Genomic DNA, 22,449 nt, shown 5'->3' on the forward strand with positions numbered 1-22,449 from the left:
CATGAAACTGCAAATTCAGCACTTCTTTGACAGCGTTACTTCGACCCTGACCTATGTGGTCTATGATCAGGACACACGGGATGCCGTGGTGATTGACCCGGTTTGGGATTACGATCCAGCGTCTGGAAAACTTTCTACAAAGTCCATGGCCCCGGTGGTGGCGTTTGTAAAAGAGATGAAACTGCATCCTCACTATGTCATGGAAACCCATGCCCATGCGGATCACCTGTCCAGCTCTCAACTTTTTAAAAACTTCTTCCCGGACATCAAGATCGCCATCGGCGAACGCATCACTGAAGTGCAAAAAACGTTTAAGAAGGTCTTCAATATGAATGACCTGAACACATCGGGCTCTGACTTTGACATCCTGTTAAAAGAAGGCGAAGTGCTGCAGGCGGGATCATTGAAAATCAAAACCCTGTTCACTCCGGGGCACACACCTGCGTGCGCGTCTTATCTGATTGAGGATGCGATCTTTACCGGCGATGCCCTGTTTATGCCTGATTCCGGCACGGGCCGCTGCGACTTCCCGGCGGGAAGTGCTGAAAATCTTTACGACTCGGTCACTGGAAAAATTTATTCCCTTCCGGAAAACACCCGGATTTTTGTGGGTCATGACTATCAACCCAATGGCCGGGCGTTGATGTATCAAACAACCGTCAATGAAGAAAAAAACCAGAACATCCAACTGAAGGGTCACACCAGCAAGGAAGACTTTGTGAAGTTCCGCCAAGAGCGTGATGCCACGTTGGCGGCCCCGAAGCTGCTTTTGCCCAGCATTCAGGTGAATATCCGCGCAGGCCAATTGCCAGCGGCAGAGGAAAATGGCACACGGTATTTGAAGTTACCCCTGCGCCAGTAGTTTCTTTTTGTCGAGAATGATGATTTCCCGTCCGCGCTGCTCAATCAGCCCGTCTTCCACGAAGCGGGCCAGAGTGCGGATCACCGTCGGCGTGGTCGTCCCGCAGAAATCGGCGATCTCTTGCCGGGTCCACGAATAATCGGGGTGAAGTTCTTTTAAATATACCACCGCTTCAGCAATACGCGCCGGAGCGTCTTTTTCACTCAACGTCAGTTGTTTGGCTTCAGCCCGGCGCAGTTCAATTGCCAAAGTCTCCAATAGCTTTTCCGCAAGGTCACAATTGCCCTTCATCTGCTGGCGCATTTCATTTTTATTCATGACCCGCAGGACACTGTCATCAATCACCGTGGCGGTGGCATGATAGGGTTCATTGGCAAACAGGCTGCGGTGCCCGAAGATCTGGCTCTCGCGAAACAGACGCACCAGATGATCCTTGCCGGATTCACCCCACAGCCCCAGACCCACCAGGCCTGATTCGACAAAATAAATATTCTGGGGTGTTTCACCAGCACGATACACCACGTCGCCGCGGCGGAAGTTCTTTGCGACGGCTTGAGAAAACAGATCTTTGAATTCCATACTGGTATTAAATCACAAAACCGGATTTTGGACATAAAAAAAGCCGGGCTGTTTCCAACCCGGCTTTTTAGTTTCAGGGAACCCTGATTAGTTTACGTCTTTGTAGTCAGCGTCGATCACGTCGTCGCCGCCTTTGTTGGCAGAAGCTTCGCCTTCTTGACCAGCATCAGCTTGTTGACCTTCAGCACCCGGCTGGCCACCTTGCTTTTTGTAAAGCTCGGAAGTCAGTTTGTGCGTCAGGTTCTGAAGTCTTTCGAAAGCACCTTTCAACTCGTCGCCAGAAGCGGCTTTGTTTTCAAGGATCTTCTTGGCTTCAGCAACCGCTTCGTTCGCAGACTTCACTTCGGATTCTGGCAACTGAGCACCGGAATCTTTCAGAAGTTTTTCAGTCTGATAAACCAGGTTGTCGAGGTTGTTTCTTTGTGTTGCCGCCTCGGCCTTGCGTTTATCTTCCTCTGCGTGACCTTCAGCATCGTTCACTGCGCGTTTGATCTCGTCCTCTGACATACCGGACTGAGCCGTGATCTTGATCTGCTGAGTTTTGCCCGAAGACATGTCTTTCGCAGATACGTGCAGGATACCGTTGGCGTCGATGTCGAAAGTAACTTCAACTTGCGGAACACCACGTGGAGCTGGTGGGATGCCTACCAGTTCGAAACGGCCCAGAGTTTTGTTGTCACCAGCCATTTTACGCTCACCCTGCAATACGTGGATGTCCACAGCAGGTTGATTGTCAGCAGCTGTCGAGAACACCTGGGATTTCTTGGAAGGAATCGCCGTGTTTCTTTCGATCAAAGTCGTCATCACGCCACCCAGGGTTTCAATACCCAGGCTTAGTGGAGTCACGTCAAGCAACAGAACGTCTTTCACGTCACCGGCAAGAACGCCACCCTGAACTGCGGCACCGATCGCCACAACTTCATCCGGATTCACAGAGCGGTTTGGCTCTTTACCGAAGAAGTCTTTAACGGCTTTCTGGATCGCCGGAATACGAGTGGAACCACCAACCAGGACAACCTCGTCGATTTCAGAAGCTTTCAAACCGGAATCGGCCAAAGCTTTACGGCAAGGTTCCATAGAGCGTTTCACAAGATCTTCAGTCATCTGGTCAAATTTCGCGCGAGACAGACGAGTCTGCAAGTGCTTAGGACCGGATTGATCCGCCGTGATGAACGGAAGATTGATTTCAGTTTCCTGAGCGGAAGAAAGTTCGATCTTCGCTTTTTCAGCGGCTTCTTTCAGACGCTGCAAAGCCATTTTGTCGTTCTTAAGATCAATAGCCTGATCTTTTTTGAACTCTGTGATCAGCCATTCAAGGATCACTGTATCGAAGTTGTCACCACCCAGGTGCGTGTCACCGTTGGTTGCGCGAACCTCAACAACACCGTCACCCACTTCAAGGATGGAAACGTCGAACGTACCACCACCGAAATCGTAGATAACGATTTTTTCGTCTTTCTTTTTATCCATACCGTATGCCAATGCGGCCGCTGTCGGCTCATTGATGATACGTTTTACTTCCAGACCCGCGATACGACCGGCATCTTTTGTCGCCTGTCTTTGCGCATCGTTGAAGTAAGCTGGAACGGTGACAACGGCTTCAGTCACCGGTTCACCCAAATAGTCTTCTGCCACTTTTTTCAGTTTCGCAAGAACCGCAGCACCGATCTCTTCCGGAGAAGCGGTTTTACCCTGAACCTTGAACGCACAGTCATTGCCTTTGGCAACAACAGTGTAAGGAACCAGTTTGATTTCTTCAGAAATCTCTTCGAATCTGCGACCGATGAAACGTTTCGCAGAATAGATTGTGTTCTCAGGATTGGTTACAGCCTGACGTTTGGCAATTTGGCCAACCAAGCGGTCACCGTCTTTGGTGTACGCGACAACTGAAGGAGTGGTACGAGCGCCCTCTTCGTTCACGAGTACTTTAGGCTCTCCGCCTTCCATAATCGCGACGCATGAGTTCGTCGTTCCTAAGTCGATACCAATAATTTTACCCATACCTAAATCTCCTTAAAATTAGCTGTTTTCAGCAATTTAAATGTGTGTCCGACCCTGATTTCGTCAAGCTTACGGGCTCACTTTTTTATGACAATTATTTAACGAATAATATCAATATCTTACAGGGTTTTAACTCGTGTTATGAGGCAGCTGAAGGCATGATGTGACCTCGCTCCTCTCTTAAAACAAAACAAAAACAAGACCCCTCTAGGCCCTGGCGTAACCCTTCTGCGCCGGGGCCGCAATTTTTTGCGGGATCCTATTTCTTCTTGCCGAAGAAGCCACCTTCCGATGTCACATTCAGACCGCGTGCCTTTGCAATTTCTCGCAAAAGCTTCTCTTCGTCTTTATGTAATTTCTCGGGGAACTGCACGTTCACAGTGAAGTAGATATCACCGCGACGGTTGCCTCTTAGTGATGGCAACCCTTCACCCGCAAGTTTCACGTTGTCACCATTGTGAGTGCCCTTAGGGACTTCCAGTTTGGCTTTGCCAGTCACCGTCGGCACTTCGATTTCCGCACCCAGAAGCATCTGCACGTACGGCAGTGACAGCTCTGCGAAAAGATCTTCGTTGCGACGTTCGAAGTTGTTGTGTTGTTTTACGCGGATTTCAACATACAGGTCGCCCGCGGGACCACCCATGTAACCGCCCTCACCTTCCGTCGCCACACGCAGGCGCGTGCCCGTGTCCACCCCTGCCGGGATGTTCAGACGGATCTTGCGGTGTTCAGCCACGCGGCCTTTGCCTTTGCACGGCTTGCATGGATTTTTGATCACCGTGCCCTGCCCATGACAGGTTGGGCATGTGGAAGCCATCGCAAAGAAACCCTGCTGACGCACAACCTGGCCGGAGCCGCCGCACGTACCGCAAGTGCTGACTTGCGAGCCTTTTTCGGCGCCCGTGCCTTTGCACTCGTCACAGTTTTTGTCGGTATCAAATTCGATTTCTTTTTCAATGCCAGTGATGACGTCTTTCAACGTGATCTCAGTCACATAACGAAGGTCAGAACCACGGCGCGGTTCATTGCGGTTTCGGCGCTGTCTTTGCTGGCCACCGCCACCAAACAGATCACCGAAAATATCCCCGAAATGCGAGAAGATGTCTTCCGCATCCGTGAAACCACCGCCGCCACCACCACGGGTGAAGGCATCATGACCAAAGCGATCGTACTGCGCGCGTTTTTGTGCGTCGCTCAGAACTTCATAAGCTCCAGCGGCTTCCTTGAACTTTTCCTCGGCCTCTTTGTTGCCGGGGTTTTTGTCGGGATGCAGCTGCATCGCCAGTTTGCGATAAGCTTTTTTGATGGTGTCCTGATCAGCGCCTTTTTCGACGCCCAGAATTTCGTAGTAATCTCTTTTGCCAGCCATAGTTTATGGAACCTAACGTTGTGCGCTATTTTTCGTGATGAATATGACAAAATAGGGTGTCAAAACCACGCCCGTCAAGGCTTCCTCGAAAAAACCTTGTGCGACACGGCCCCGGGGAGGGCTTCCCTTGCTGCCCGCTTCGGACAGTCCTCGCTTCGCTGCGGAACTTGCAGGCAGCAAGGGAAGCCCTCCCCGGGGCCTGACGGTGGTTTTTCGGGTGCGCATAGCGTCTAAGTGCGGAGATAGAGTTAACTAAAGAATGTTTACATTATTCCGAAGAGTATTATTCGGGAGGTGGTATGCGTGGGGTGTTACTGATTTTTATTTTGATCTTTGGCGTTTGTTCTATCAGTTCTGCGCAGATGGCTTCGTCGACTTCGCCTGTTTTCAATATCGCGAAACTTATTGAAGCTCAACCGTTGAGGTCTCCGGCTCAGTACTGCTGCAAGATCTGCAGAAAAGGGAAAGCTTGTGGAGATTCATGTATTGCCAATTACAAAACCTGCCACGTTGGGCCAGGCTGTGCTTGCGATAGTCGCTGAATTATTTAGCAGGCTGTGTCTTCTTCATGGATTCAATCTTATCCTGAAGGCGTTTGATCAGCCCTGGGTCTTGCTCAGTATCAATCATGTCACGAAGAACAGCATCAGCAAGCTCCGTGCTGCCCGAATCCGAATACAAACGGCCTGCCAAAGCAAATAACCAAGGCGGAGCACCATTCTTCGCGGCACGAATCAGCAACTCTGCCGCACGCTTATTATCTTTAACCTCATACATATAGTGATAAGCTGCTCGATAAAGAATAGGCCAGTCATTAGGAAACTCTTTAACGCCTTTATCAAATATCTTTGTTGCCCCATCTACGTCTGTAATGATGATTGTCAAAGCCAACGCTCCAGCAGCGTAAGCCATCCTGAACTTTGGAGCCAGATCGGTCACAGAATCAAGCATTTTATAAAGCCATGAATTATTACGACATATACCTTTGGTAACTTCAGAATCACAATAGTCAAAATCCTGAAGAGCACGGATCCACATAAGATCTGCCATCACCTCTGCATAGCCAAAAGACATTTTTTCGATCATCGGAGGCGGTTCAATCAAGGCCTTTGCCTCAAGTTGCTTACCAACAAAGAAAGTCTGCGTACTGATGATCAGAAAAAAAGAAAGAGTTCCAAGTATTACACTTGGAACTCCCACAAAAATAGATCTAATTGAAAAATGATTACTGAGTACCATCATTGGTATTGATCAAGTTCTTAGTTTCGTTGATTGACCATCTGTCTGGCTGACCGTTATTACGAATTCTCCCTGACGCGATCGCTGTAAAAGCATTCGTTGTAGGATTCGCTACACCTGTCAACGTACCATTTGCATTCAAACCGTCTGCCAATTGCGAGCATCTGGTTGTATTGGCTGCGCAATAAGCATTCGTATTAGTTTGCAAAGTTGGACAAGCCGCAGTGTATCCGTATGAGGTTCTCAATGTAGCACAAGCAACACCTTCAGCTGTGAAACCAACATTGTATCTCAATTGCCCTTCCGGATTATAACCTACAACTTGAAAGCCACCAGTGTATGAATTGAATTCAGCCACGAATGCTTTTTCAGCAGTATACAGAGAAGACAAGTTTGTCTTCGCCTCGGCTTGACGAGCCTTTGACATATACTTGTTGATAGACGGAATGGCGATTGATGCCAGGATACCAATGATCGCAACAACGACCATCAACTCTACAAGCGAGAAACCGCTTTGAGATTTTCTTTTAACTGAAAACATTTAAAGACCTCCATGGTTCTTTTACTAACTGTTTACCCACATAAGTGTGTCAAAAGTGAATTAGTATTGCAAGGTCCTGTCTCGAATAAGACGGTCTAATTTGTTTCATGTTTATTATGTAAGGGACACATAGCACTCTCGACCTATTACCAGCTTTTTTCCCTCTGCTAGACTTGCCAGATACGAAAGAGTGCTCAAATTGAGTCATAAGGTAGAATAAACACATGGGTAACAATAAAAAAGACAGCAACAGCAACTATCCTTTTGCATCTCCCGAGGGGGAAGCGGGCGTCCAGCTTGTCCCAAAACTGGACACTCCGAAGATGTATAAGGTGATCCTACTTAACGATGACTATACGCCCATGGACTTTGTCGTCCTTGTATTGCGTCGCTTTTTTGCGAAAACAGAAGAGCAAGCCACTGAAATAATGTTAGATGTTCATAAGAAGGGTGCAGGTGTCGCAGGGGTCTTCAGCCTTGAGATTGCCGAGATGAAGGTGATGCAGGTCAACCAATTCGCGCAACTCAATCAGTACCCCCTAAAGAGCACACTGGAGGAGGAAGCATGATGAGCCGAGAACTTGAGCGCAAGCTCGCCGAAGCCACTGAACTCGCCAAACGCAACCGACACGAATTTGTGACTCTGGAACATATACTTCTGATTCTGTCCGAATCCCCGGTCATGGTGGAAATCCTGGAAGCCTGCGCAGTCAATGTGCAGAAACTAAAACAGGATTTACGAGATCACCTGAAGGTCGGCATCCCGCAAATCACCGATGAACAATTGGGATCCTATGGAGGTTTTGAATCCTGGACCCCTGAGTTCACCCTCGCCTGCCACCGACTGATTCAGCGTGCGGCTATCCAAATGAAAAGCGCCGGACGCAATCAGATCTCTGAAGGCAGCCTGCTGGTGTCTTTGTTCTATGAACAAGATTCCCACGCAGCCTTCGCTCTGGCCAGACAGGGCCTGACCCAGTTTGACATCATCAACTTTATCTCGCACGGGATCACCAAAGACGGCAAAGATCACGAGATCCCACCGGCTTCGGCTCCACGTTCAGGCGAATATCAGGCCGAGGGCATGGATGAAACCCGTGGCTCCCCGCTTGAAAGTTTCTGCGTGAACCTGAACGAACGCGCCAAACAAGGAAAGTTAGATCCTTTGATTGGCCGTGAAGACGTCATTGAAAGAACCATTCAGGTCCTTTGCCGTCGCACGAAAAACAATCCGCTTTTGATCGGCGAACCCGGTGTGGGCAAAACCGCGATCGCGGAAGGTTTGGCGCAAAAAATCGTGCAAAACCAGGTTCCTGAAAAGCTGAAAAATGCCGTTATTTACTCTTTGGATCTGGGCGGCCTGCTTGCGGGAACCAAATTCCGCGGTGACTTTGAAGGACGCCTGAAAGCCGTCGTGAAAGAAATCGAAAAACACCCCAACGCCATCTTGTTCATCGACGAAATCCACACCATCGTGGGTGCCGGCGCGACCAGTGGCGGTTCGATGGATGCTTCCAATCTATTGAAGCCCGCTTTAGCCAGTGGGGATATCAGCTGCATTGGCTCCACCACCCACACGGAATACCGCCAGTACTTTGAAAAGGACCGTGCGCTGAACCGTCGCTTCCAAAAAATCGACATTCACGAACCGTCTAAAGAAGACTGCGTGAAAATCCTGAAAGGCCTGCGCAAATCCTATGAAGAATTCCATCAGGTTTCTTATTCGGATGAAGCCATTCAGGCCTCTGTGGAACTTTCCCAGAAACATATTCACGGAAAACTGCTTCCAGATAAAGCCATCGACGTTTTGGACGAAGCTGGGGCGTACTTCCGCCTGAAATACGAAAATGCGGAAGACATCAAAATCGGCGTCCCTGAAATCGAAGAAGTCATTGCCAAAATGACCGGTCTTCCGGTGGCAAGCATTTCTTCCAGTGAAAAAACGCAGTTGCGTGATCTGGATAAAAAACTAAAAGCCCTTATCTTTGGTCAGGACGAAGCCATTGACCGCCTGGTCGCGAACATCAAGTACGCGCGCAGCGGCCTGGGTCGTCCGAACAAGCCGATCGGAAGCTTCCTGTTCACAGGCCCTACGGGTGTCGGTAAAACCGAAGTCTGTCGACAGCTGGCGACGATCATGGGTGTTCACTTTGAACGCTTTGACATGAGCGAATACATGGAAAAACACGCCGTCGCCCGTATGGTCGGCGCGCCTCCGGGATACGTGGGTTATGAAGAAGGTGGTTTGTTGACGGAAGCCGTGAACAAGCATCCTTACTGCGTTCTGTTGCTGGACGAAATCGAAAAAGCGCATCCGGACATCACCAACATTTTGTTGCAAGTGATGGATGCGGGTCGTTTGACCGACAGCAATGGTCGCGTGGCTGATTTCAAAAACGTGGTATTGGTGATGACTTCCAACGCCGGCGCGCTTGAAACTTCCCGTGGCACGATTGGGTTGATCGATGAAAACCGCGGGTCTTTGTCGATGGATGCGATCAAAAAAGCGTTTGCACCAGAATTCATCAACCGTTTGGATGCCGTGGTGGCCTTCCGCGATCTGTCTGAAGATATGGTCATCCGTATCACTCAGAAATTTGTGGACGAACTGAAGATGACTTTGCTTGAGAAAAAAGTGGAACTGAACGTTTCTCAAGATGTCATTAAGTGGCTAATGAAAAAGGGCTATGACAAGGTTTACGGAGCGCGTCCTTTGGCTCGTTGCGTGGACGAAAATCTGAAGAAAGCCTTGGTGGACGAACTTCTTTTCGGCCGTCTTGTTGACGGTGGACGCGTAAGTGTTGAACTAGAAAAGGATTTGCTCAAGTTCCATTTTAGCACCACCCCTACTGGCGGCAGCGGTCAAAAAAATCAAAAACAACCTGTCACAACGTGATGGCATTGACATTCCTTTTAGAGTTATCATTATTAGTGATGACTCTAGAAGGAGTGCATAAATGGCATTTTTGAAACGTATTGGTCTATTTGTTCTAACGAACGTCCTTGTGATCGTCACGATCGGGATTGTTTGGTCTATCGTCAGCCGCTTCCTGGGTATGGCGGGATTGAATTCCTATATTCCGTTCCTGATGGCTTTCTGTGCCGTTTGGGGTATGGGTGGCGCGTTCATTTCTTTGCTGATGTCCAAGTGGATGGCGAAGATGTTCCATGGCGTGAAAATCATCGACGCCAACAATCCAAATCCGGAACTTCGCAATCTGGTTAACAAGGTTCATGAGTTCGCAAGACGCGCTCAACTCCCTAAAATGCCAGAGGTTGGTATCTACGAATCCGTGGACATCAACGCTTTTGCGACAGGTCCTTCCAAAAAGAACTCTTTGGTTGCGGTTTCCACAGGCCTTCTGCAAAGAATGAATGAAAAAGAAATCGACGGCGTTCTGGCCCACGAAGTGGCCCACATCGCCAACGGTGACATGGTGACCATGACTCTGATCCAGGGTATCGTGAATGCCTTTGCGATGTTCTTCTCCCGTATCCTGGCGGGCCTTGTGGCTGCCAACGTGGATGAGAAGTACCGCGAGATCGTTCGTTTTGCCGTGACGATCCTGGGTGATATTGCCTTCACTATGCTGGGCTCCATCGTGGTGAATTACTACTCTCGCAAACGTGAGTTCCGTGCGGATGCCGGGGGCGCGAAGTATTCTTCCCGCGACAGCATGGTTGCAGCTTTGCAAAAACTGCGTTCTGTGTATGATCTGCCAATTCCACCGGAAGAAGGTCAGACTGCCACTTTGATGATTTCCAACCGCGACAAAGGTGGAATCGCCAAATTGTTCATGACTCACCCTCCGCTGGAAGTTCGTATCGAAGCTCTTCAGCGCGGTCGCTTCTAAGACGACCAGCAAGACCGCCTGCAGCGGAAGGCCAACTTTAGAATGGCTTTCCGCCCTGCGGGGTTGTTTCTTCCTCTGAATGCGCATACCCTTTTCGTATGCCTCGTATAGTACTAGCCCTGACATTCTTCTCTGTGATTCTTGGTTGCGCGACCACCTCGCGTTTTGATTCCCGTATCGACAAGCGTCTGACTCCGCCATTGCCGAACTTTATGGCTAAATGGAGATCTGCTCCTGTTTCAGACCTGGAAAAACTGGAAGTTGGTTCCAACGAAAACAACATTCTGTGGTGGAAGACCTACACCGTTTCCATGGCCAAAAAAGAAAAACAGCCCCAACAGGCCTGCGCCGGCTTCACGCGCCTTTCTTTGATTCCGGAATTCCCCTTGCATGATCTGGCTTTGCTACGTGCCTACGAGTCCTGTGAACGCATTAACACCCTGGCAGAACTTCCCGCAAACGTGGCGCCGTGGTACCGCGAGCTTTATATCGACATCAAACTGAAACAGGCTTTGGCTTCCGAAGAACTTCAGGATGATCTGCCGGCGTACATTGAAAAAGCCCGCGCGGAAAGCAATAAAAAGAAAAAAGAAGAATACTACATGAAAGCCCTTTTGATCGCGCAAAAGCTCGAATTAAAAGAGGACATTCAAAGCATTCAGACACAATTATATAAAAACTCTCCGCGCCTGAACCCGCTGCCGGCTTACAAGGATCTCAGTGCAGTAGCTTCGGATTATCGTTTCCACCGTGAATTTGATCAGGCTCTTGCGACCTACAAAAAAATTCTAGCGTCCAAAGAAGCCACGGCAGACGAACAGTTTCAGGCTTTGAAAAACATCCGCCAAACCTACAAGGTGGCCCAGCGTCGCACAGAATACATCAACGCGACGGCGGATGTTGTAAACTGGTCCAAAACTCAGTTCCAGAAAAACAAAAAAGACCGCCGTTCGATTGCTCGCTTCCATGATTCTCAAGTGCTGTTTGCAAAAACCCTGTGGACGGAGGATCAAACATCGCGTGCGGTGAAAGTATTGAATGAAACTCACCGCCTGCTTCGTGGGTCCTACCCGATGGATGAGGTTTACTTCATCCTGGGCCGCATCGACGAAGAAAAAGGTGATTTCAAAAAAGCCCTGGAATATTTCGAAGCCAGCTATCAGCAGCCCGTCAGCTTTGCTGGATTACGCGACAAGATTGCGTGGCTGAAATCCTGGAACTACTACAAACTTTCCCAATGGCCTGAGGCCAAAAGCAGTCTTGAGCAAATGAAGGACCTGGTGAAGGATTCTTCCGACAAGGCGCGCGCCCGTTTCTGGCTGGCTCGAACGCTGAAGAAGCTTGATCAAGCCCCGGAAGCCCAAGTCGAACTGCAAACCCTGATCAAAGAAGATCCGCTGGGTTACTATGGTGTCTTGGCTTACCGCGAACTGGGTTGGGAATTCCCCCCACTAAAAGTGGATGTGAACGAGTTGCAGGGTTTAAGCCTGTTTTCGATTGAAGAACTGGATGTGCAAACACGCATGACAACCGAATGGCTGATTGCGGTGAACGAAAAGCCCTTTGCGGAAAAGATCCTGAACATCGCCGTGGATGATCTTAAAAAACGTAATGTCACTGCTGAAAAGACCTGGCTTGCGGTATCTTCAGGCTATGCCCGCTCAGGCCTTTACCTGCCTTTGTTCTCGGCCATAGGGGCCTTGGAACCGCAGGTGAAGGATCGTCTTTTGAACGACCACCCGGATCTGCTGTTCCCTCAAGCCTACGGCGATATCATAGCTACAGCTTCAAAGAAAAGTGGCGTGCCGCAGGAATTTATTTTCTCGATCATCCGCCAAGAATCCGCATTCAATCCGGAAGCACGCAGTCCTGTCGACGCTTTCGGTTTGATGCAGCTTCTGCCAAGCGTAGCCAAGCAACTGGCGAAACAAAACGGCCTGCCTTATGGAGAAGCTCTTGATCTGTACAAGCCTGAAATCAACGTCCCGCTGGGCGCTTTTGAATTAAAAAACCTTATGCGCAAATATAAGGATCAGTACATTCTGGCAGTGTCCGGCTACAACGCCAATGACAGTGCGATCCGCGGCTGGCTAAAAACCCGCTACCGTGATGATTCTGTCGAATTTATTGAAGAGGTCCCGTACGAAGAGACAAGGTCTTATATCAAACTGACGATGCGAAATTACGTCTTCTATCAAAGACTGCTTCATCAGGACAAAGGCTCGCTGTTCCCGGAAGAACTGCTGAAGCTTTCCAAATAGCTTAAAATAAAAAAGCCCCCCAACAAGGTGGCTTTTTTTTATTTAGATATCCAATCCCAAGCTCCGACAAAACAGCTTTCGGCGTTCCGGACTAAAAATGTATTTCAGTTCTATCAATGAACGAAATCGCTCATGAAATTGCATTCCCGTTACGATGAATCCCGCCTTTAATTTCGGAATCAGGACTGACGGATTGTTGGGGTGATGAATGCTTGTAATAACCTGAAACCCCTCCTCGCGAAGCTTATCAAGCGTGCATGTCAGGAGTTGAGAATAAAGACCCTTACCCCGGAAGGATGACAGCACCGCTGAATTTTGCATATAATAGGTTTCAGCATCAGTCGCGTGACCATAATGCCACCCCACGATACTTCCCTCAAAGAAAACAGCCAAGCGAAGTCTGTACCTCTGATCCGACTTGCGACGCTCATCTATTTTCACCTGCGCGTGGGGATCATCAAAAGGCACCGCACCCGAGTCATGCCTGTTCGAATAGACCGAAGCAAAGTGCTGATCCAAGCAGGCGTTTAGCTCCGCCGCAGAAACCTCTTTCACCGAAAAGCCATCCCCAAGGTCTTTTGAAAACATCTGTGCCGCCCGTCTTAGGATCGTAGATTGATAATTACTTAGCGATTGCAGAATGTGTTGGCCACAAGACCGGCTTGGGCTGCTGTGTATTCGGGATAGTCTGCGTAGATGGTATTAGTCAAATCCAACAGGTCGGAATTTTCATTCCATTTGTATTTCAGACTCTGATAGCTCAGCTCGCGCAGATCGTAACGCTTTTCCAGCGTCACCGCCCCGCCATTCAGCTCAGTCACTGTGACAACCAGTTCGTTGCCGACTTCGGAATCCACGGCGCCCGGCTCTATGGCCCAAGTGCCTTTAATCACGCAACTTGTGCCGACACCGGCCTGGTCAAACAAGGCCTCGGTTTGTTCAAAGTCGCCGTTGGCTTTCAGATCCATTTTAACGTAATGAAATTCGCTGCCGGTGTCAGTACCGGTTTCGGTTTGATTGTGGAAGGTGGCGTCTTCGCTCAGGCTTCCCAAATCCAATTCGCCCGATCCCACGGTCTGGTTGCACGAGATCAGGAACAAAGCGCTGAAGGTCAGAAACATTCTAAACTTTTTCATGTTCTTCTCTTCGGTTAAGGGCCTCCAGGCTTTAGTTTAAACCATTCCGGCAGTATCTATATAATGTATGCCTACACTGGCCCGACCGACTGTCTCAAGATGAGATCAAACCCTTTCGTGCTTATGCTAGCCCTTTAAATTCCGATAAGTGTTTGTGGAGAAAGGGGAATACTTCATGTTTTCTCGCAAGATGATTGTTGCAGCTGGCTGTTCCGGTTTGGTGTTTTTTGGTGGACTGGGTCTATACCTGTATTCCTCTGAAGAACATTCCCCTTCCCGTTCTCAAAGCTCCAAAAAAGACAGTACGCGTGCCTTGGAAAAATCCTTCATCACTTCCCAGACTGACAAAGTCATCGATGAACCCAGTGCTCTTTTCAACGACCCCGCAATCAGTCAGGCCTGGGGTTTGAAAAAATCCGATGCGGCCCGCGCGTGGTCCGTCACCAAAGGCAGTCGTGATATCGTGATTGCCGTGATCGACACCGGCATCGACATCAAACACGAAGACTTGGCCAGCAACCTTTGGCGCAACCCTGGCGAAACCGGCAAAGATTCCAAGGGCCGCGACAAAGCCACCAATGGCATCGACGATGACGGCAATGGCTTCGTCGATGACGTCTATGGCTGGAACTTTGTTTCCAACAATCCAAAACTGGATGACAACCACGGACACGGCACGCATATCGCCGGTATTATTGGTGCAGAAGCTGGAAACGGCAAAGGCATCACTGGTATTGCTCCGGAAGTCAGCCTGATGATTCTGAAATACTATGACCCAAAGGTTCCAGGCACAGACAACTTGAAAAACACTGTCGCCTCCATTCGCTATGCGGTGAAAATGGGCGCCCACATCATCAACTATTCCGGTGGTGGTACCGAATTTTCACAGGAAGAACATGATGCCATCGCCGAAGCCGAGAAAAAGGGCATCCTTTTTGTCGCGGCTGCGGGGAATGAAAGATCGAACTCGGATCAGCATCACTACTACCCGGCCGATTATAAACTGAGCAATATTATCTCGGTCACCGCGATTGACCCAAGCACGCAAGTCCTGGCGTCTTCCAACTATGGTGTCGAGACCGTGGATATCGCGGCTCCGGGCCAGAACATTCTGTCCTGTCTACCGGGGAACTCTTACGGTTATATGACCGGGACTTCCCAAGCCACGGCGTTTGTAACCGGTGCCGCCGCCCTGGTGATGGCCCACAAGCAGTCCTTTATGGCGGGCGATGTGAAAAAATACATCCTGGCAACAGGTGATGCCCAGTCTCAGCTGGCTTCCAAAACCCGCACCTCCCGTCAGTTGAATCTGTACAAAGCACTGACCATCTTGGATCAGGGTGTGGGCGCCACAGGTGTGATTGCCGTGAATACGGCGAATATGAAAAGTTTCAGTGGGGACCCTAACGACAAGAATTCCCGCGCGGCGGAAGACGGCGTTGACGCCACCGCCAAAGAGATGAGCCACTTTGGCCGGTCTCTGATCGATGCCATGGGCACCAAAGTTCGCCCAAGCAAACTCGGTACAAAACAAGAGAACGAAGGCTTCTAATACAAACCTTCCCATCTGTTAAAAAAGAAGAGCCGCAAAGGCTCTTTTTTTTATCCAAAAAAATAGGTCAAAACGAACTGCTCAACTAACGCACTCCGCCCTCGCTACGAGGGCGGAGTGCGTTGATCTTAAAACGGCAATAGAAAGAATTAAACACAAGCCAGCCCTTCTGCCGCTGTCTAGAATCTTGACAGACCTGTCGGTTTTTCCCAGGGGTCTTGCGCTGCTGGGAAAAGCCCCTACCTTGTGGCACACTCCCCGCCATTCGGGGGCATTCCATGAATAAATTTGTTATTTTAGCTGTTCTTCTTCTTTCCTCAGTCTCTGCCTTTGCGGACCTGGATGGAACTTTCGAAAAAATCCGCAATCAGGCCCGCCACTATCGTGACCCCGGTGCGGTTTGCGAAGAGGTCGCTCGTGCTGAGTTTTCTGAAAAATACCCTGCGCCCCAATACGAAGTGATCGTGGGAATTGCCTACAACCTGAAAGGTCGCACCGTGGGCGAACTGGACATGGTTTTGATGGATCACAATACGCAAAAAGTTGCGATGGTGGGCGAAGTAAAATGTTACAGCAACCTGAAGAACGGCCTGACCAAAGCCAAACAACAGCGCAAACGCTTCCTGACTCATTTGGGATCCGGCGCACCTTTGGAGTTCATCAACACTTCCACTGGTGAAAAGTACGCTTATGACAAATTCCAATATGTGCGTGATTTCATCTCTGTATCGCAAAAAGGCGGAAAGGCCGTGGGCTTTGATGTAGAGCTTGAGCACAACTTGGATGAAATGACCCAGTTGCGCGACAGAATCATCCACTGCCAAAAAGACAATCTCTGCCCTGTGCCGTAAAAGTCTCTCCTGCCTTGCATTTCAAGTCTGGATCGTGCCAGACTTGATTGCACAGGGGGAACTTTATGAAATCGGTATTTTCAGTATTCATTTTCTTGCTAGGTCTGTCTGCCCACGCCGAAGTCGGCTTCAAAAACGGAAATCAAAAAACAGCTGTTCTTGCTCAAGGCCGAATCGTCGTCCACTGCTTCGGCAATGGCTCCAATCCCGGAGGACCTTCTTATGGTTCCTTCGTCTGCCGCGAAGAGATTCTAACAGCCGGGGAATATGACTTCTTCGTTGGCCCTGCGGGAGTTAAAGGTGACTCGGTCACACTGACAGCCCTGCACCAGGATGGTTCTCAAAGAACTAAAACTGTTGATTACGACAGCGCCAAAGGCCAAAGCAAGAAATCCATCAATCTGTGGATCGCAACCTTACTACAACGCCCGCTTCTGGATCCGGGCACAAACACTGTCAGATACAAAATCACATCCAACGGCAAAGTGACAGCCTCTGGGGAATTCATCGCCGAAATCAAAGACGGCGGCACAAAAAACTGCTCCAGAAACGGCAGCTACACATCCAACATGCCGTCCGACTGCCAAAACGGCACATCAATGTGTCGCCGTTACTTCAACGAAAACAACTACTGCTTGTAGAACGATCTTTATAACAAAAACCGTTCAAAAAGGTTCAGATGCAAGGCGAAGGGTTTTTCGCGAAACGGAGGCGTGCTTCAAGCACGTCGAAGAGAAGCGAAAGGCCCGCCAACGAAGTCAGATGGGCCTTTTTCAACGGTTTCAGTCTAAGAAATCGGATGCGGAAATCTTTCCCTTAATCATTACAATGAGGCCGGCCGCCATACACGCCAGCGCCACGCCCACCCCAATCAGGTTGCGGTGACCAAGATTGATCATGCCCAACAAAATCAAAAGTGCGCTCAGACCAAACGGACCCCAGTACATGTACTTGTTCCATTTTGGCTTCACGCCAGCATCTTTCGCCGTCGGCTTTTGGCTCAAACCCACCATCATCAAAGAATTGATACGCGCGATCATCTGATCGCACTGTGGATCCCCGCCTTGCGCGGTCTTTAGATCTTCGTACTTCAAAATAGCAAAGCGCAAAGCATCCAGCTCATGACAGGAACGGATGAACTCGTCATGAAGCTCTTCGTTGTCGAAGTTTTCAACCAGGTTCTTCCACTTGCGCACAAGGCTTGGCTGAGCTTTCAGGGAAGGGTCCTTTGGCAGGCCTTCCAGCTTTTCAAAGATCACATGGCAAGAGTAACACTCTTTCGCACGACGACCGTTCAAAGCCCCACACTTCGGGCAGCCCTTCATCTCTTGAGCACCCGGCTCCATCGCCATGTCATCTTGTCGCTTAGCAGCAAGAACGAGCTCGCTTTTCTCCAATTCTGGAGCGGATTCGACAGGTGATGCCTCTTCAGCTTCAAGAGAAACTGCAAAACAGATCACATTCGCCGGATCCTGAGGAGGATATTCGAAACTAAATCTGCCCTCGCAGGAAATGCACTGAAACAGCGGCGACTCCGTCTGGATGTCGTCGTTTTCAACCTCGTACAATTTCGCGCATGATGGGCATCTGATCTTCAATTTCACGTGGACTCACTCACTCTTTATGTTACTAATACCATGATGAAGAGATGGTTTCAATTTTTCAAGCATAAAGCCTACGATTTTCGTTGGGCGATTCTCTCCGGAATTCTCGTCGGCACAAGTTACATTCCGTTTCCTCCTTGGGCGTTGATCTTCTGCTACACGCCTCTGTGGATTTACGTGACCGAAGAATCCTCGTCGGTGAAGAAATCTTTCTGGGCCGGATGGATCACACAATTCATTCTGACCTTGATCGGCTTTCATTGGATTGCCTACACTGCGCATGAATTCGGTCAGCTTCCGTGGGCTGTGTCCTATCTGGCGCTGCTGCTTTTTTGTGCGTTTATGCATTTGTATATCCCGGTGGCCGTGGCCGCGGGAACCTGGCTGCGCCTTAGATTCAAGCTTTCCGGCGGACAGACGCTGTTTACGATCGCTCTTTTGCATGCACTTTTGGAGCGAACCTGGCCGGTGATCTTTGAGTGGCATCTTGGCTACACTCTGATCTGGTCGAAAATTCCGATATATCATCTGGCGGATCTGGTCGGCTTCCACGGGCTTTCCGCTGTGGTATTGCTTTTTAACGCCTGGATGGGTTACGTGTGGCTGAAACAAAGCTTTGTCAAAAAAGCCTTAAGTCACCTGTCACTGCTGGCGCTGACTTTTGCTGCTTTGGTGGGCTGGGGCTTCTGGCACGGCAAAGCCTGGAACAAGTTTGACGGCGAAACCAAGGCCACCGTGGTTCAGGCCAACATCGGCAATCTGGAAAAGATCTATGCGGAACAGGGCCGCGCCTATCAGGAAGTCATCACCCGCAAGTTCCTGGATCTGTCTTTTGCTGCTATGCAAAAGCACCCGCAAACCGACATCCTGATCTGGCCGGAAACGGCTTTCCCGGATTATCTGGATCAGCATCTTTTGGACCGCAAACACGCACAGATCCTGATTTCAGGGCTGCAGCCGCTGGGCCGTCCATTGATTACCGGCGCTTATTCCAAAGATCCCAAGGCCGATGAAAAACAAGACACGTCCACTTACAACGCCCTTTTCCTGGTGGATCCACTGGGTAACAATCTGGACAAACCTTACCGCAAGACCGAGCTTTTGGCGTTTGGCGAATATCTGCCACTGAGCGAGCAGTTCCCGTTCCTGCTGAAGCTTTTGCCGTTTGTTTCAAACTTCGGCCGCGGCCATGGCCCGGAAGTGATGAAGTGGGAAACTGCACAAGGTTCAATTCGCTGGGGTGGGCAGATCTGCTATGAAGGCCTTTACCCGTCCTTCACCCGCGGCCTTGCTGAAAAAGGCGCTGATATTCTGGTGAACGTGACCAACGACTCTTGGTTTGGAAAAACCTTTGAGCCGCAACAGCACCTGTACATGACTCTGGCTCGTGCGATTGAAGTGCGCCGTCCTTTGGTGCGTTCAACTAACACCGGGGTCAGCACCGCTGTTTTGGCAAACGGTGACGTTCTACAAAAATCACCACTCCATGAAGAATGGAGCGGACAGTTCGTGATAAAGTATCTTAAAAACGCTCCCCTTACTTTCTTTGTCCAATGGGGTCATTGGGACTGGATTGTTATTTTGCTTGTGCTGGGAGCAGTGATTGGCCGAGGAGCCCTTAATGCAAGATCTCGTCGTTCTTGACTGGATAGAAATTCTAGAAAAAATCAAATCCCACGCCACCAGTGACATGGGTCGTGAAGCCATCATGCAGACGGAGCCGCTAAAAACTCCGCAAGAGGCTCACGCAAGCTTTCAGGAAATCAACAACGCCACGGAAGTCTTAAACCAAGGCATCCGCCCGTTCATGACCAGTCTGGATCTTTATTCGACCTGGATTCTGCGCCTGAAAAAAAATGCGGTCCTAAAAACTTTGGAAATGAAAGACGTCAGAAGCTTCTGTTTGGAAGCGCTGGCTTTGAAAGAAGCCCTGCACCCGGTGCAAAACGACTGGGCCCAGCGAATTCACCAAAGCCTGATGAAGGCCGAGGAACCCGTATCCGCCATTGACCAGATTCTGACCCCAAGCGGAGACATCAGATCTGACGCCAGCGAAACCCTGTTCCGACTTTTCCGCGAAAAAGAACGTCTGGCGCGCGAAGTGCAAAGCACTTTGGATCGTCTGGTGAAAGATCATCAGATGGAAAACGTGCTTCAGGACAAGTACGTCACCACCCGCGACGGTCGCTGGGTTTTGCCGGTTCGAAGCGGCATGCAGCACCACCTGCCGGGCGTGATCCACGGGTCTTCACAAACCAAGCAGACCGTGTTCATTGAACCGGAAAAAGTAATCCCGTCCAACAACCGCCTGCGCCAGATCGAGGTGGAAATTGAAGACGAGATCGAAAGACTTTTGACGGAACTTTCCCGTTATCTGTCTTCCAAGTCTTTGGACATTGAAAGCTCGCAAGTGCTGATGAAAGACGCCGACGTGCGTTTTGCCCAAGCCCAGTTTGCCAATCAGGTGGAAGCCCACCCGATTGAGTTTTCTGATGACAGCATGGAGCTGATCGAAGTTCGCCATCCGCTGCTGCAACTGTCTGGCAAAAAAGTGATCGCCAATACGGTGCTGCTAGAAGGTCACAAAAGTATTTTGCTTTTAAGTGGTCCCAATGCCGGCGGTAAAACCGTGCTATTGAAATCCATCGGTCTGGCGGCGCAAATGGCCCGCTGTGGTCTGCCAATTTGTGCCAGCGAAACCTCCAAACTGCCGTTCTTTAAAAATGTTCTGATCGGCATCGGGGATGCGCAAAGTGTGGATGAAGAGCTTTCCACGTTTGCGGCACACTTGAAAATTTTAGGCAAAGCCGCGTCTGTCAAAGGCCGCGACAACCTGATTCTGATTGATGAAATCTGCGGATCCACCGATCCGGAAGAAGGCAGCGCCCTGGGTCGCGCCTTCATCGAAGAGTTCTCTAACAACGACGTCTTTGCCGTGATCACGTCCCACTTGGGGCCGTTGAAATCCGGCTGGGACGAGCAAAGCCGTGTTTACAACGGAAGCCTGGAATACGACCCGAAAACCGGCCGCCCGACTTATTCATTCCTGGCGGGTATCCCCGGTGATTCCATGGCGATTCAGACCGCGAAACGCGTGGGCGTTGCGCAGACCATCGTTCAGCGCGCTTTGGATGTGCTGGCTCCAGCCACGCGGGCGCGTCTGGAAGGTCTTGAACAGATCGAACAACTGAAGGCTGACATCAATCTTTTGCAGGACCACCTGAAAAAAGAAACCAAGAAAGCCACCGAGATGAAGCGCAAGTATGAAGGCATGCTTGAGCAATTCAACAAGGACAAGGACGAATGGTTGCAGCGCACGGTGAAAAAAGCCGAACGCAAAGTAGAAGAAGCCATTGCCCACGCCAAAGCCGATGAGACCTTCAAACGTCACACCGCTTTGCAGGAGATCAAATACAAACTGCCAGAGATCGTAAAAGCAAAACCGATCACGCAACCAGGCGCCCCGGAAACCGCCGAAGAATTTGGCAAGAAGTTCCCACCGGGATCCAAAGTGTATGTGCCGACCTTAAATCAGGACGGCATTATTCAGAGCACGCCAAATTCCAAGGGCGAGGTCATGATTTTGTCAGGCTCTGTGCGCTTGCAACTGCCATGGACTATCCTGAAGCCTGCGGGTAAACCGTCCAATCCGACGTCCCAGCTGATCCGTCAAAGTTCCAACATCACCGTGGCTTTGGCTGACGATGATCGCACGCTGGATCTGCGCGGTCGCACGGTCGAGGATGCCTTGCAGGAACTTGAATTGGCATTGGACAAAGCCGCTCAGGCCCGCGAAGATCGTATTAAGATCATCCACGGTCACGGCACCGAAGCCTTGAAGAAAGCTGTGCGCACGTACCTGTCCCGTTCCATTTACGTAAAAAAATGGAAGGCAGGTTCACCAGAAGGTGGCGGCGACGGCATCACGTGGGTTGAAATCGGCGAAGCATAAGGACCTTTTATGACATACGTGAATATGGTTTTGAATCACCCTTGGTTTAATCTGTTTGTGCTTTGGTCCCTGTTGGGACTGGGTGTGGGCGTGATTGCCAAGATCATCATCCCCGGCAGCGAAAACATGGGATGGATTCGGACAATTCTTTTGGGGCTGGCGGGATCTTTCATTGGGAACTTCCTGACGCCCAAGGTTTTTCACTGGCCCAAGTACAACGCCTTCAGTTGGGAAGGCATCGCCATCGGCATTGGTGGCGCCGTGATTCTGGTTCTGGTGAACCGGGTCGTCACAAGATCCTAGCCGATACGTCGGCTTTATTGACGCAACTTAAGCGCGCCCCTTAAAAGGCGCGCTTTTTTTTTATTTATTCAACAAAGTTAGGCTCTGGAACTGGTGGCGGAGTTTCACGCTTGGGATGACAGACCACTCCACACTTCACAAAACAGCCCCGGCCGGTGTTCCAGCAGTATTTCGCAATCGGCATCATGTCGGATGGGCAGCTAAGGCGATTGGCCTCAAAAATAGGCTCCACCACGAAGTTTTCTTGAGTTTCCTGAAGATTGACCACTTCCTCAGCAGCAAAAGACGTGGCACTTGACAAGGCCACCACTGCAAAGAGAGATAGAACGAATGCTTTCATATATT

At 50.0% G+C, this 22,449-nt stretch carries 20 protein-coding genes; 11 read left to right on the forward strand and 9 right to left on the reverse strand.

All coding sequences use genetic code 11. From position 1 onward, the window contains the following. The first annotated feature begins 1 nt into the window (after position 1). Complete coding sequence (locus tag AC04MQ_RS12235) at positions 2 to 862, forward strand: MBL fold metallo-hydrolase (RefSeq protein ID WP_475392187.1); 861 nt, start codon at positions 2 to 4, stop codon at positions 860 to 862. On the opposite strand, the gene AC04MQ_RS12240 is transcribed toward AC04MQ_RS12235, so the two are convergent. The 5 genes from AC04MQ_RS12240 to AC04MQ_RS12260 form a co-directional block, all read right to left on the reverse strand. Continuing rightward, positions 845 to 1,441, reverse strand: a complete 597-nt coding sequence (locus tag AC04MQ_RS12240; RefSeq protein ID WP_475392188.1) for a Crp/Fnr family transcriptional regulator — start codon at positions 1,439 to 1,441, stop codon at positions 845 to 847. The two genes, AC04MQ_RS12235 and AC04MQ_RS12240, sit on opposite strands and share 18 nt — an antisense overlap. 87 nt (positions 1,442 to 1,528) lie before the next feature. After that, a complete protein-coding gene (gene dnaK, locus AC04MQ_RS12245) occupies positions 1,529 to 3,442 on the reverse strand; it encodes a molecular chaperone DnaK (protein ID WP_475392189.1) in 1,914 nt (637 codons plus the stop codon). 259 nt (positions 3,443 to 3,701) lie between these two features. Next, on the reverse strand, positions 3,702 to 4,811 hold the full coding sequence (gene dnaJ / locus AC04MQ_RS12250; protein ID WP_015090439.1) for a molecular chaperone DnaJ: 1,110 nt from the start codon (positions 4,809 to 4,811) through the stop codon (positions 3,702 to 3,704). A gap of 543 nt (positions 4,812 to 5,354) precedes the next feature. Then, positions 5,355 to 6,053 (reverse strand): hypothetical protein, encoded by a 699-nt coding sequence (locus tag AC04MQ_RS12255; protein ID WP_475392190.1) that lies wholly within the window; start codon positions 6,051 to 6,053, stop codon positions 5,355 to 5,357. Further along, positions 6,037 to 6,591 (reverse strand): type IV pilin protein, encoded by a 555-nt coding sequence (locus tag AC04MQ_RS12260; protein ID WP_475392191.1) that lies wholly within the window; start codon positions 6,589 to 6,591, stop codon positions 6,037 to 6,039. Before AC04MQ_RS12260 ends, AC04MQ_RS12255 begins: the two co-directional genes overlap by 17 nt. A gap of 224 nt (positions 6,592 to 6,815) precedes the next feature. On the opposite strand from AC04MQ_RS12260, the gene clpS reads away from it, so the two are divergent. The 4 genes from clpS (at position 6,816) to AC04MQ_RS12280 (ending at position 12,706) form a co-directional block, all read left to right on the forward strand. Further along, positions 6,816 to 7,160, forward strand: coding sequence for an ATP-dependent Clp protease adapter ClpS (gene clpS / locus AC04MQ_RS12265; protein ID WP_011163787.1), 345 nt, complete (start codon positions 6,816 to 6,818; stop codon positions 7,158 to 7,160). Next, entirely contained in the window at positions 7,157 to 9,487 is a 2,331-nt protein-coding gene (gene clpA / locus AC04MQ_RS12270; RefSeq protein WP_015090432.1) for an ATP-dependent Clp protease ATP-binding subunit ClpA, read from the forward strand. Before clpS ends, clpA begins: the two co-directional genes overlap by 4 nt. 61 nt (positions 9,488 to 9,548) lie before the next feature. Beyond that, a complete protein-coding gene (htpX, locus tag AC04MQ_RS12275) occupies positions 9,549 to 10,445 on the forward strand; it encodes a protease HtpX (protein WP_041577271.1) in 897 nt (298 codons plus the stop codon). A 98-nt stretch (positions 10,446 to 10,543) separates the two neighbouring features. Continuing rightward, a complete protein-coding gene (locus AC04MQ_RS12280) occupies positions 10,544 to 12,706 on the forward strand; it encodes a lytic transglycosylase domain-containing protein (RefSeq protein ID WP_148278742.1) in 2,163 nt (720 codons plus the stop codon). Positions 12,707 to 12,748: 42 nt separating this feature from the next. Here the strand turns inward: AC04MQ_RS12280 and AC04MQ_RS12285 are convergent, their stop codons facing one another. Continuing rightward, positions 12,749 to 13,294, reverse strand: a complete 546-nt coding sequence (locus AC04MQ_RS12285) for a GNAT family N-acetyltransferase (RefSeq protein ID WP_051026279.1) — start codon at positions 13,292 to 13,294, stop codon at positions 12,749 to 12,751. Between the two features lie 38 nt (positions 13,295 to 13,332). Then, positions 13,333 to 13,842 (reverse strand): hypothetical protein, encoded by a 510-nt coding sequence (locus tag AC04MQ_RS12290; RefSeq protein WP_015090429.1) that lies wholly within the window; start codon positions 13,840 to 13,842, stop codon positions 13,333 to 13,335. Between the two features lie 175 nt (positions 13,843 to 14,017). Here AC04MQ_RS12290 and AC04MQ_RS12295 point away from each other — a divergent pair, with 175 nt between their 5' ends. The 3 genes from AC04MQ_RS12295 (at position 14,018) to AC04MQ_RS12305 (ending at position 16,886) form a co-directional block, all read left to right on the forward strand. Further along, positions 14,018 to 15,394, forward strand: a complete 1,377-nt coding sequence (locus AC04MQ_RS12295; RefSeq protein ID WP_235046284.1) for a S8 family peptidase — start codon at positions 14,018 to 14,020, stop codon at positions 15,392 to 15,394. A gap of 278 nt (positions 15,395 to 15,672) precedes the next feature. Then, positions 15,673 to 16,245 carry a hypothetical protein gene (locus AC04MQ_RS12300; protein ID WP_015090427.1) on the forward strand — a complete coding sequence of 191 codons (573 nt, stop codon included), beginning with the start codon at positions 15,673 to 15,675 and terminating at the stop codon, positions 16,243 to 16,245. A 65-nt stretch (positions 16,246 to 16,310) separates the two neighbouring features. Next, a complete protein-coding gene (locus AC04MQ_RS12305; protein WP_041577269.1) occupies positions 16,311 to 16,886 on the forward strand; it encodes a hypothetical protein in 576 nt (191 codons plus the stop codon). Between the two features lie 141 nt (positions 16,887 to 17,027). Here the strand turns inward: AC04MQ_RS12305 and AC04MQ_RS12310 are convergent, their stop codons facing one another. Next, positions 17,028 to 17,849, reverse strand: a complete 822-nt coding sequence (locus AC04MQ_RS12310) for a hypothetical protein (protein WP_041577267.1) — start codon at positions 17,847 to 17,849, stop codon at positions 17,028 to 17,030. Positions 17,850 to 17,882: 33 nt separating this feature from the next. Here AC04MQ_RS12310 and lnt point away from each other — a divergent pair, with 33 nt between their 5' ends. The 3 genes from lnt to AC04MQ_RS12325 are packed head-to-tail and all read left to right on the forward strand — an operon-like array spanning position 17,883 to position 22,104. Next, entirely contained in the window at positions 17,883 to 19,493 is a 1,611-nt protein-coding gene (gene lnt / locus AC04MQ_RS12315) for an apolipoprotein N-acyltransferase (RefSeq protein WP_235046283.1), read from the forward strand. Continuing rightward, positions 19,471 to 21,801: an endonuclease MutS2 gene (locus tag AC04MQ_RS12320; protein WP_475392192.1), complete on the forward strand. Its 2,331-nt coding sequence runs from the start codon at positions 19,471 to 19,473 to the stop codon at positions 21,799 to 21,801. Before lnt ends, AC04MQ_RS12320 begins: the two co-directional genes overlap by 23 nt. Positions 21,802 to 21,810: 9 nt before the next feature. Further along, positions 21,811 to 22,104, forward strand: coding sequence for a GlsB/YeaQ/YmgE family stress response membrane protein (locus tag AC04MQ_RS12325; RefSeq protein WP_051026278.1), 294 nt, complete (start codon positions 21,811 to 21,813; stop codon positions 22,102 to 22,104). Between the two features lie 64 nt (positions 22,105 to 22,168). Here the strand turns inward: AC04MQ_RS12325 and AC04MQ_RS12330 are convergent, their stop codons facing one another. Then, on the reverse strand, positions 22,169 to 22,444 hold the full coding sequence (locus tag AC04MQ_RS12330) for a hypothetical protein (protein WP_041577263.1): 276 nt from the start codon (positions 22,442 to 22,444) through the stop codon (positions 22,169 to 22,171). Positions 22,445 to 22,449: the final 5 nt, after the last annotated feature.

The organism is Bdellovibrio sp. MYbb2 (genome assembly GCF_056175685.1).

Bases quoted from the DNA above. Each gene is read 5' to 3' on its own strand.
- AC04MQ_RS12235 (WP_475392187.1), top strand. From the start codon at position 2: ATGAAACTGCAAATTCAGCACTTCTTTGACAGCGTTACTTCGACCCTG.
- AC04MQ_RS12240 (WP_475392188.1), bottom strand. From the start codon at position 1,441: ATGGAATTCAAAGATCTGTTTTCTCAAGCCGTCGCAAAGAACTTCCGC.
- dnaK (WP_475392189.1), bottom strand. From the start codon at position 3,442: ATGGGTAAAATTATTGGTATCGACTTAGGAACGACGAACTCATGCGTC.
- dnaJ (WP_015090439.1), bottom strand. From the start codon at position 4,811: ATGGCTGGCAAAAGAGATTACTACGAAATTCTGGGCGTCGAAAAAGGC.
- AC04MQ_RS12255 (WP_475392190.1), bottom strand. From the start codon at position 6,053: ATGATGGTACTCAGTAATCATTTTTCAATTAGATCTATTTTTGTGGGA.
- AC04MQ_RS12260 (WP_475392191.1), bottom strand. From the start codon at position 6,591: ATGTTTTCAGTTAAAAGAAAATCTCAAAGCGGTTTCTCGCTTGTAGAG.
- clpS (WP_011163787.1), top strand. From the start codon at position 6,816: ATGGGTAACAATAAAAAAGACAGCAACAGCAACTATCCTTTTGCATCT.
- clpA (WP_015090432.1), top strand. From the start codon at position 7,157: ATGATGAGCCGAGAACTTGAGCGCAAGCTCGCCGAAGCCACTGAACTC.
- htpX (WP_041577271.1), top strand. From the start codon at position 9,549: ATGGCATTTTTGAAACGTATTGGTCTATTTGTTCTAACGAACGTCCTT.
- AC04MQ_RS12280 (WP_148278742.1), top strand. From the start codon at position 10,544: ATGCCTCGTATAGTACTAGCCCTGACATTCTTCTCTGTGATTCTTGGT.
- AC04MQ_RS12285 (WP_051026279.1), bottom strand. From the start codon at position 13,294: ATGTTTTCAAAAGACCTTGGGGATGGCTTTTCGGTGAAAGAGGTTTCT.
- AC04MQ_RS12290 (WP_015090429.1), bottom strand. From the start codon at position 13,842: ATGAAAAAGTTTAGAATGTTTCTGACCTTCAGCGCTTTGTTCCTGATC.
- AC04MQ_RS12295 (WP_235046284.1), top strand. From the start codon at position 14,018: ATGTTTTCTCGCAAGATGATTGTTGCAGCTGGCTGTTCCGGTTTGGTG.
- AC04MQ_RS12300 (WP_015090427.1), top strand. From the start codon at position 15,673: ATGAATAAATTTGTTATTTTAGCTGTTCTTCTTCTTTCCTCAGTCTCT.
- AC04MQ_RS12305 (WP_041577269.1), top strand. From the start codon at position 16,311: ATGAAATCGGTATTTTCAGTATTCATTTTCTTGCTAGGTCTGTCTGCC.
- lnt (WP_235046283.1), top strand. From the start codon at position 17,883: ATGATGAAGAGATGGTTTCAATTTTTCAAGCATAAAGCCTACGATTTT.
- AC04MQ_RS12320 (WP_475392192.1), top strand. From the start codon at position 19,471: ATGCAAGATCTCGTCGTTCTTGACTGGATAGAAATTCTAGAAAAAATC.
- AC04MQ_RS12325 (WP_051026278.1), top strand. From the start codon at position 21,811: ATGACATACGTGAATATGGTTTTGAATCACCCTTGGTTTAATCTGTTT.
- AC04MQ_RS12330 (WP_041577263.1), bottom strand. From the start codon at position 22,444: ATGAAAGCATTCGTTCTATCTCTCTTTGCAGTGGTGGCCTTGTCAAGT.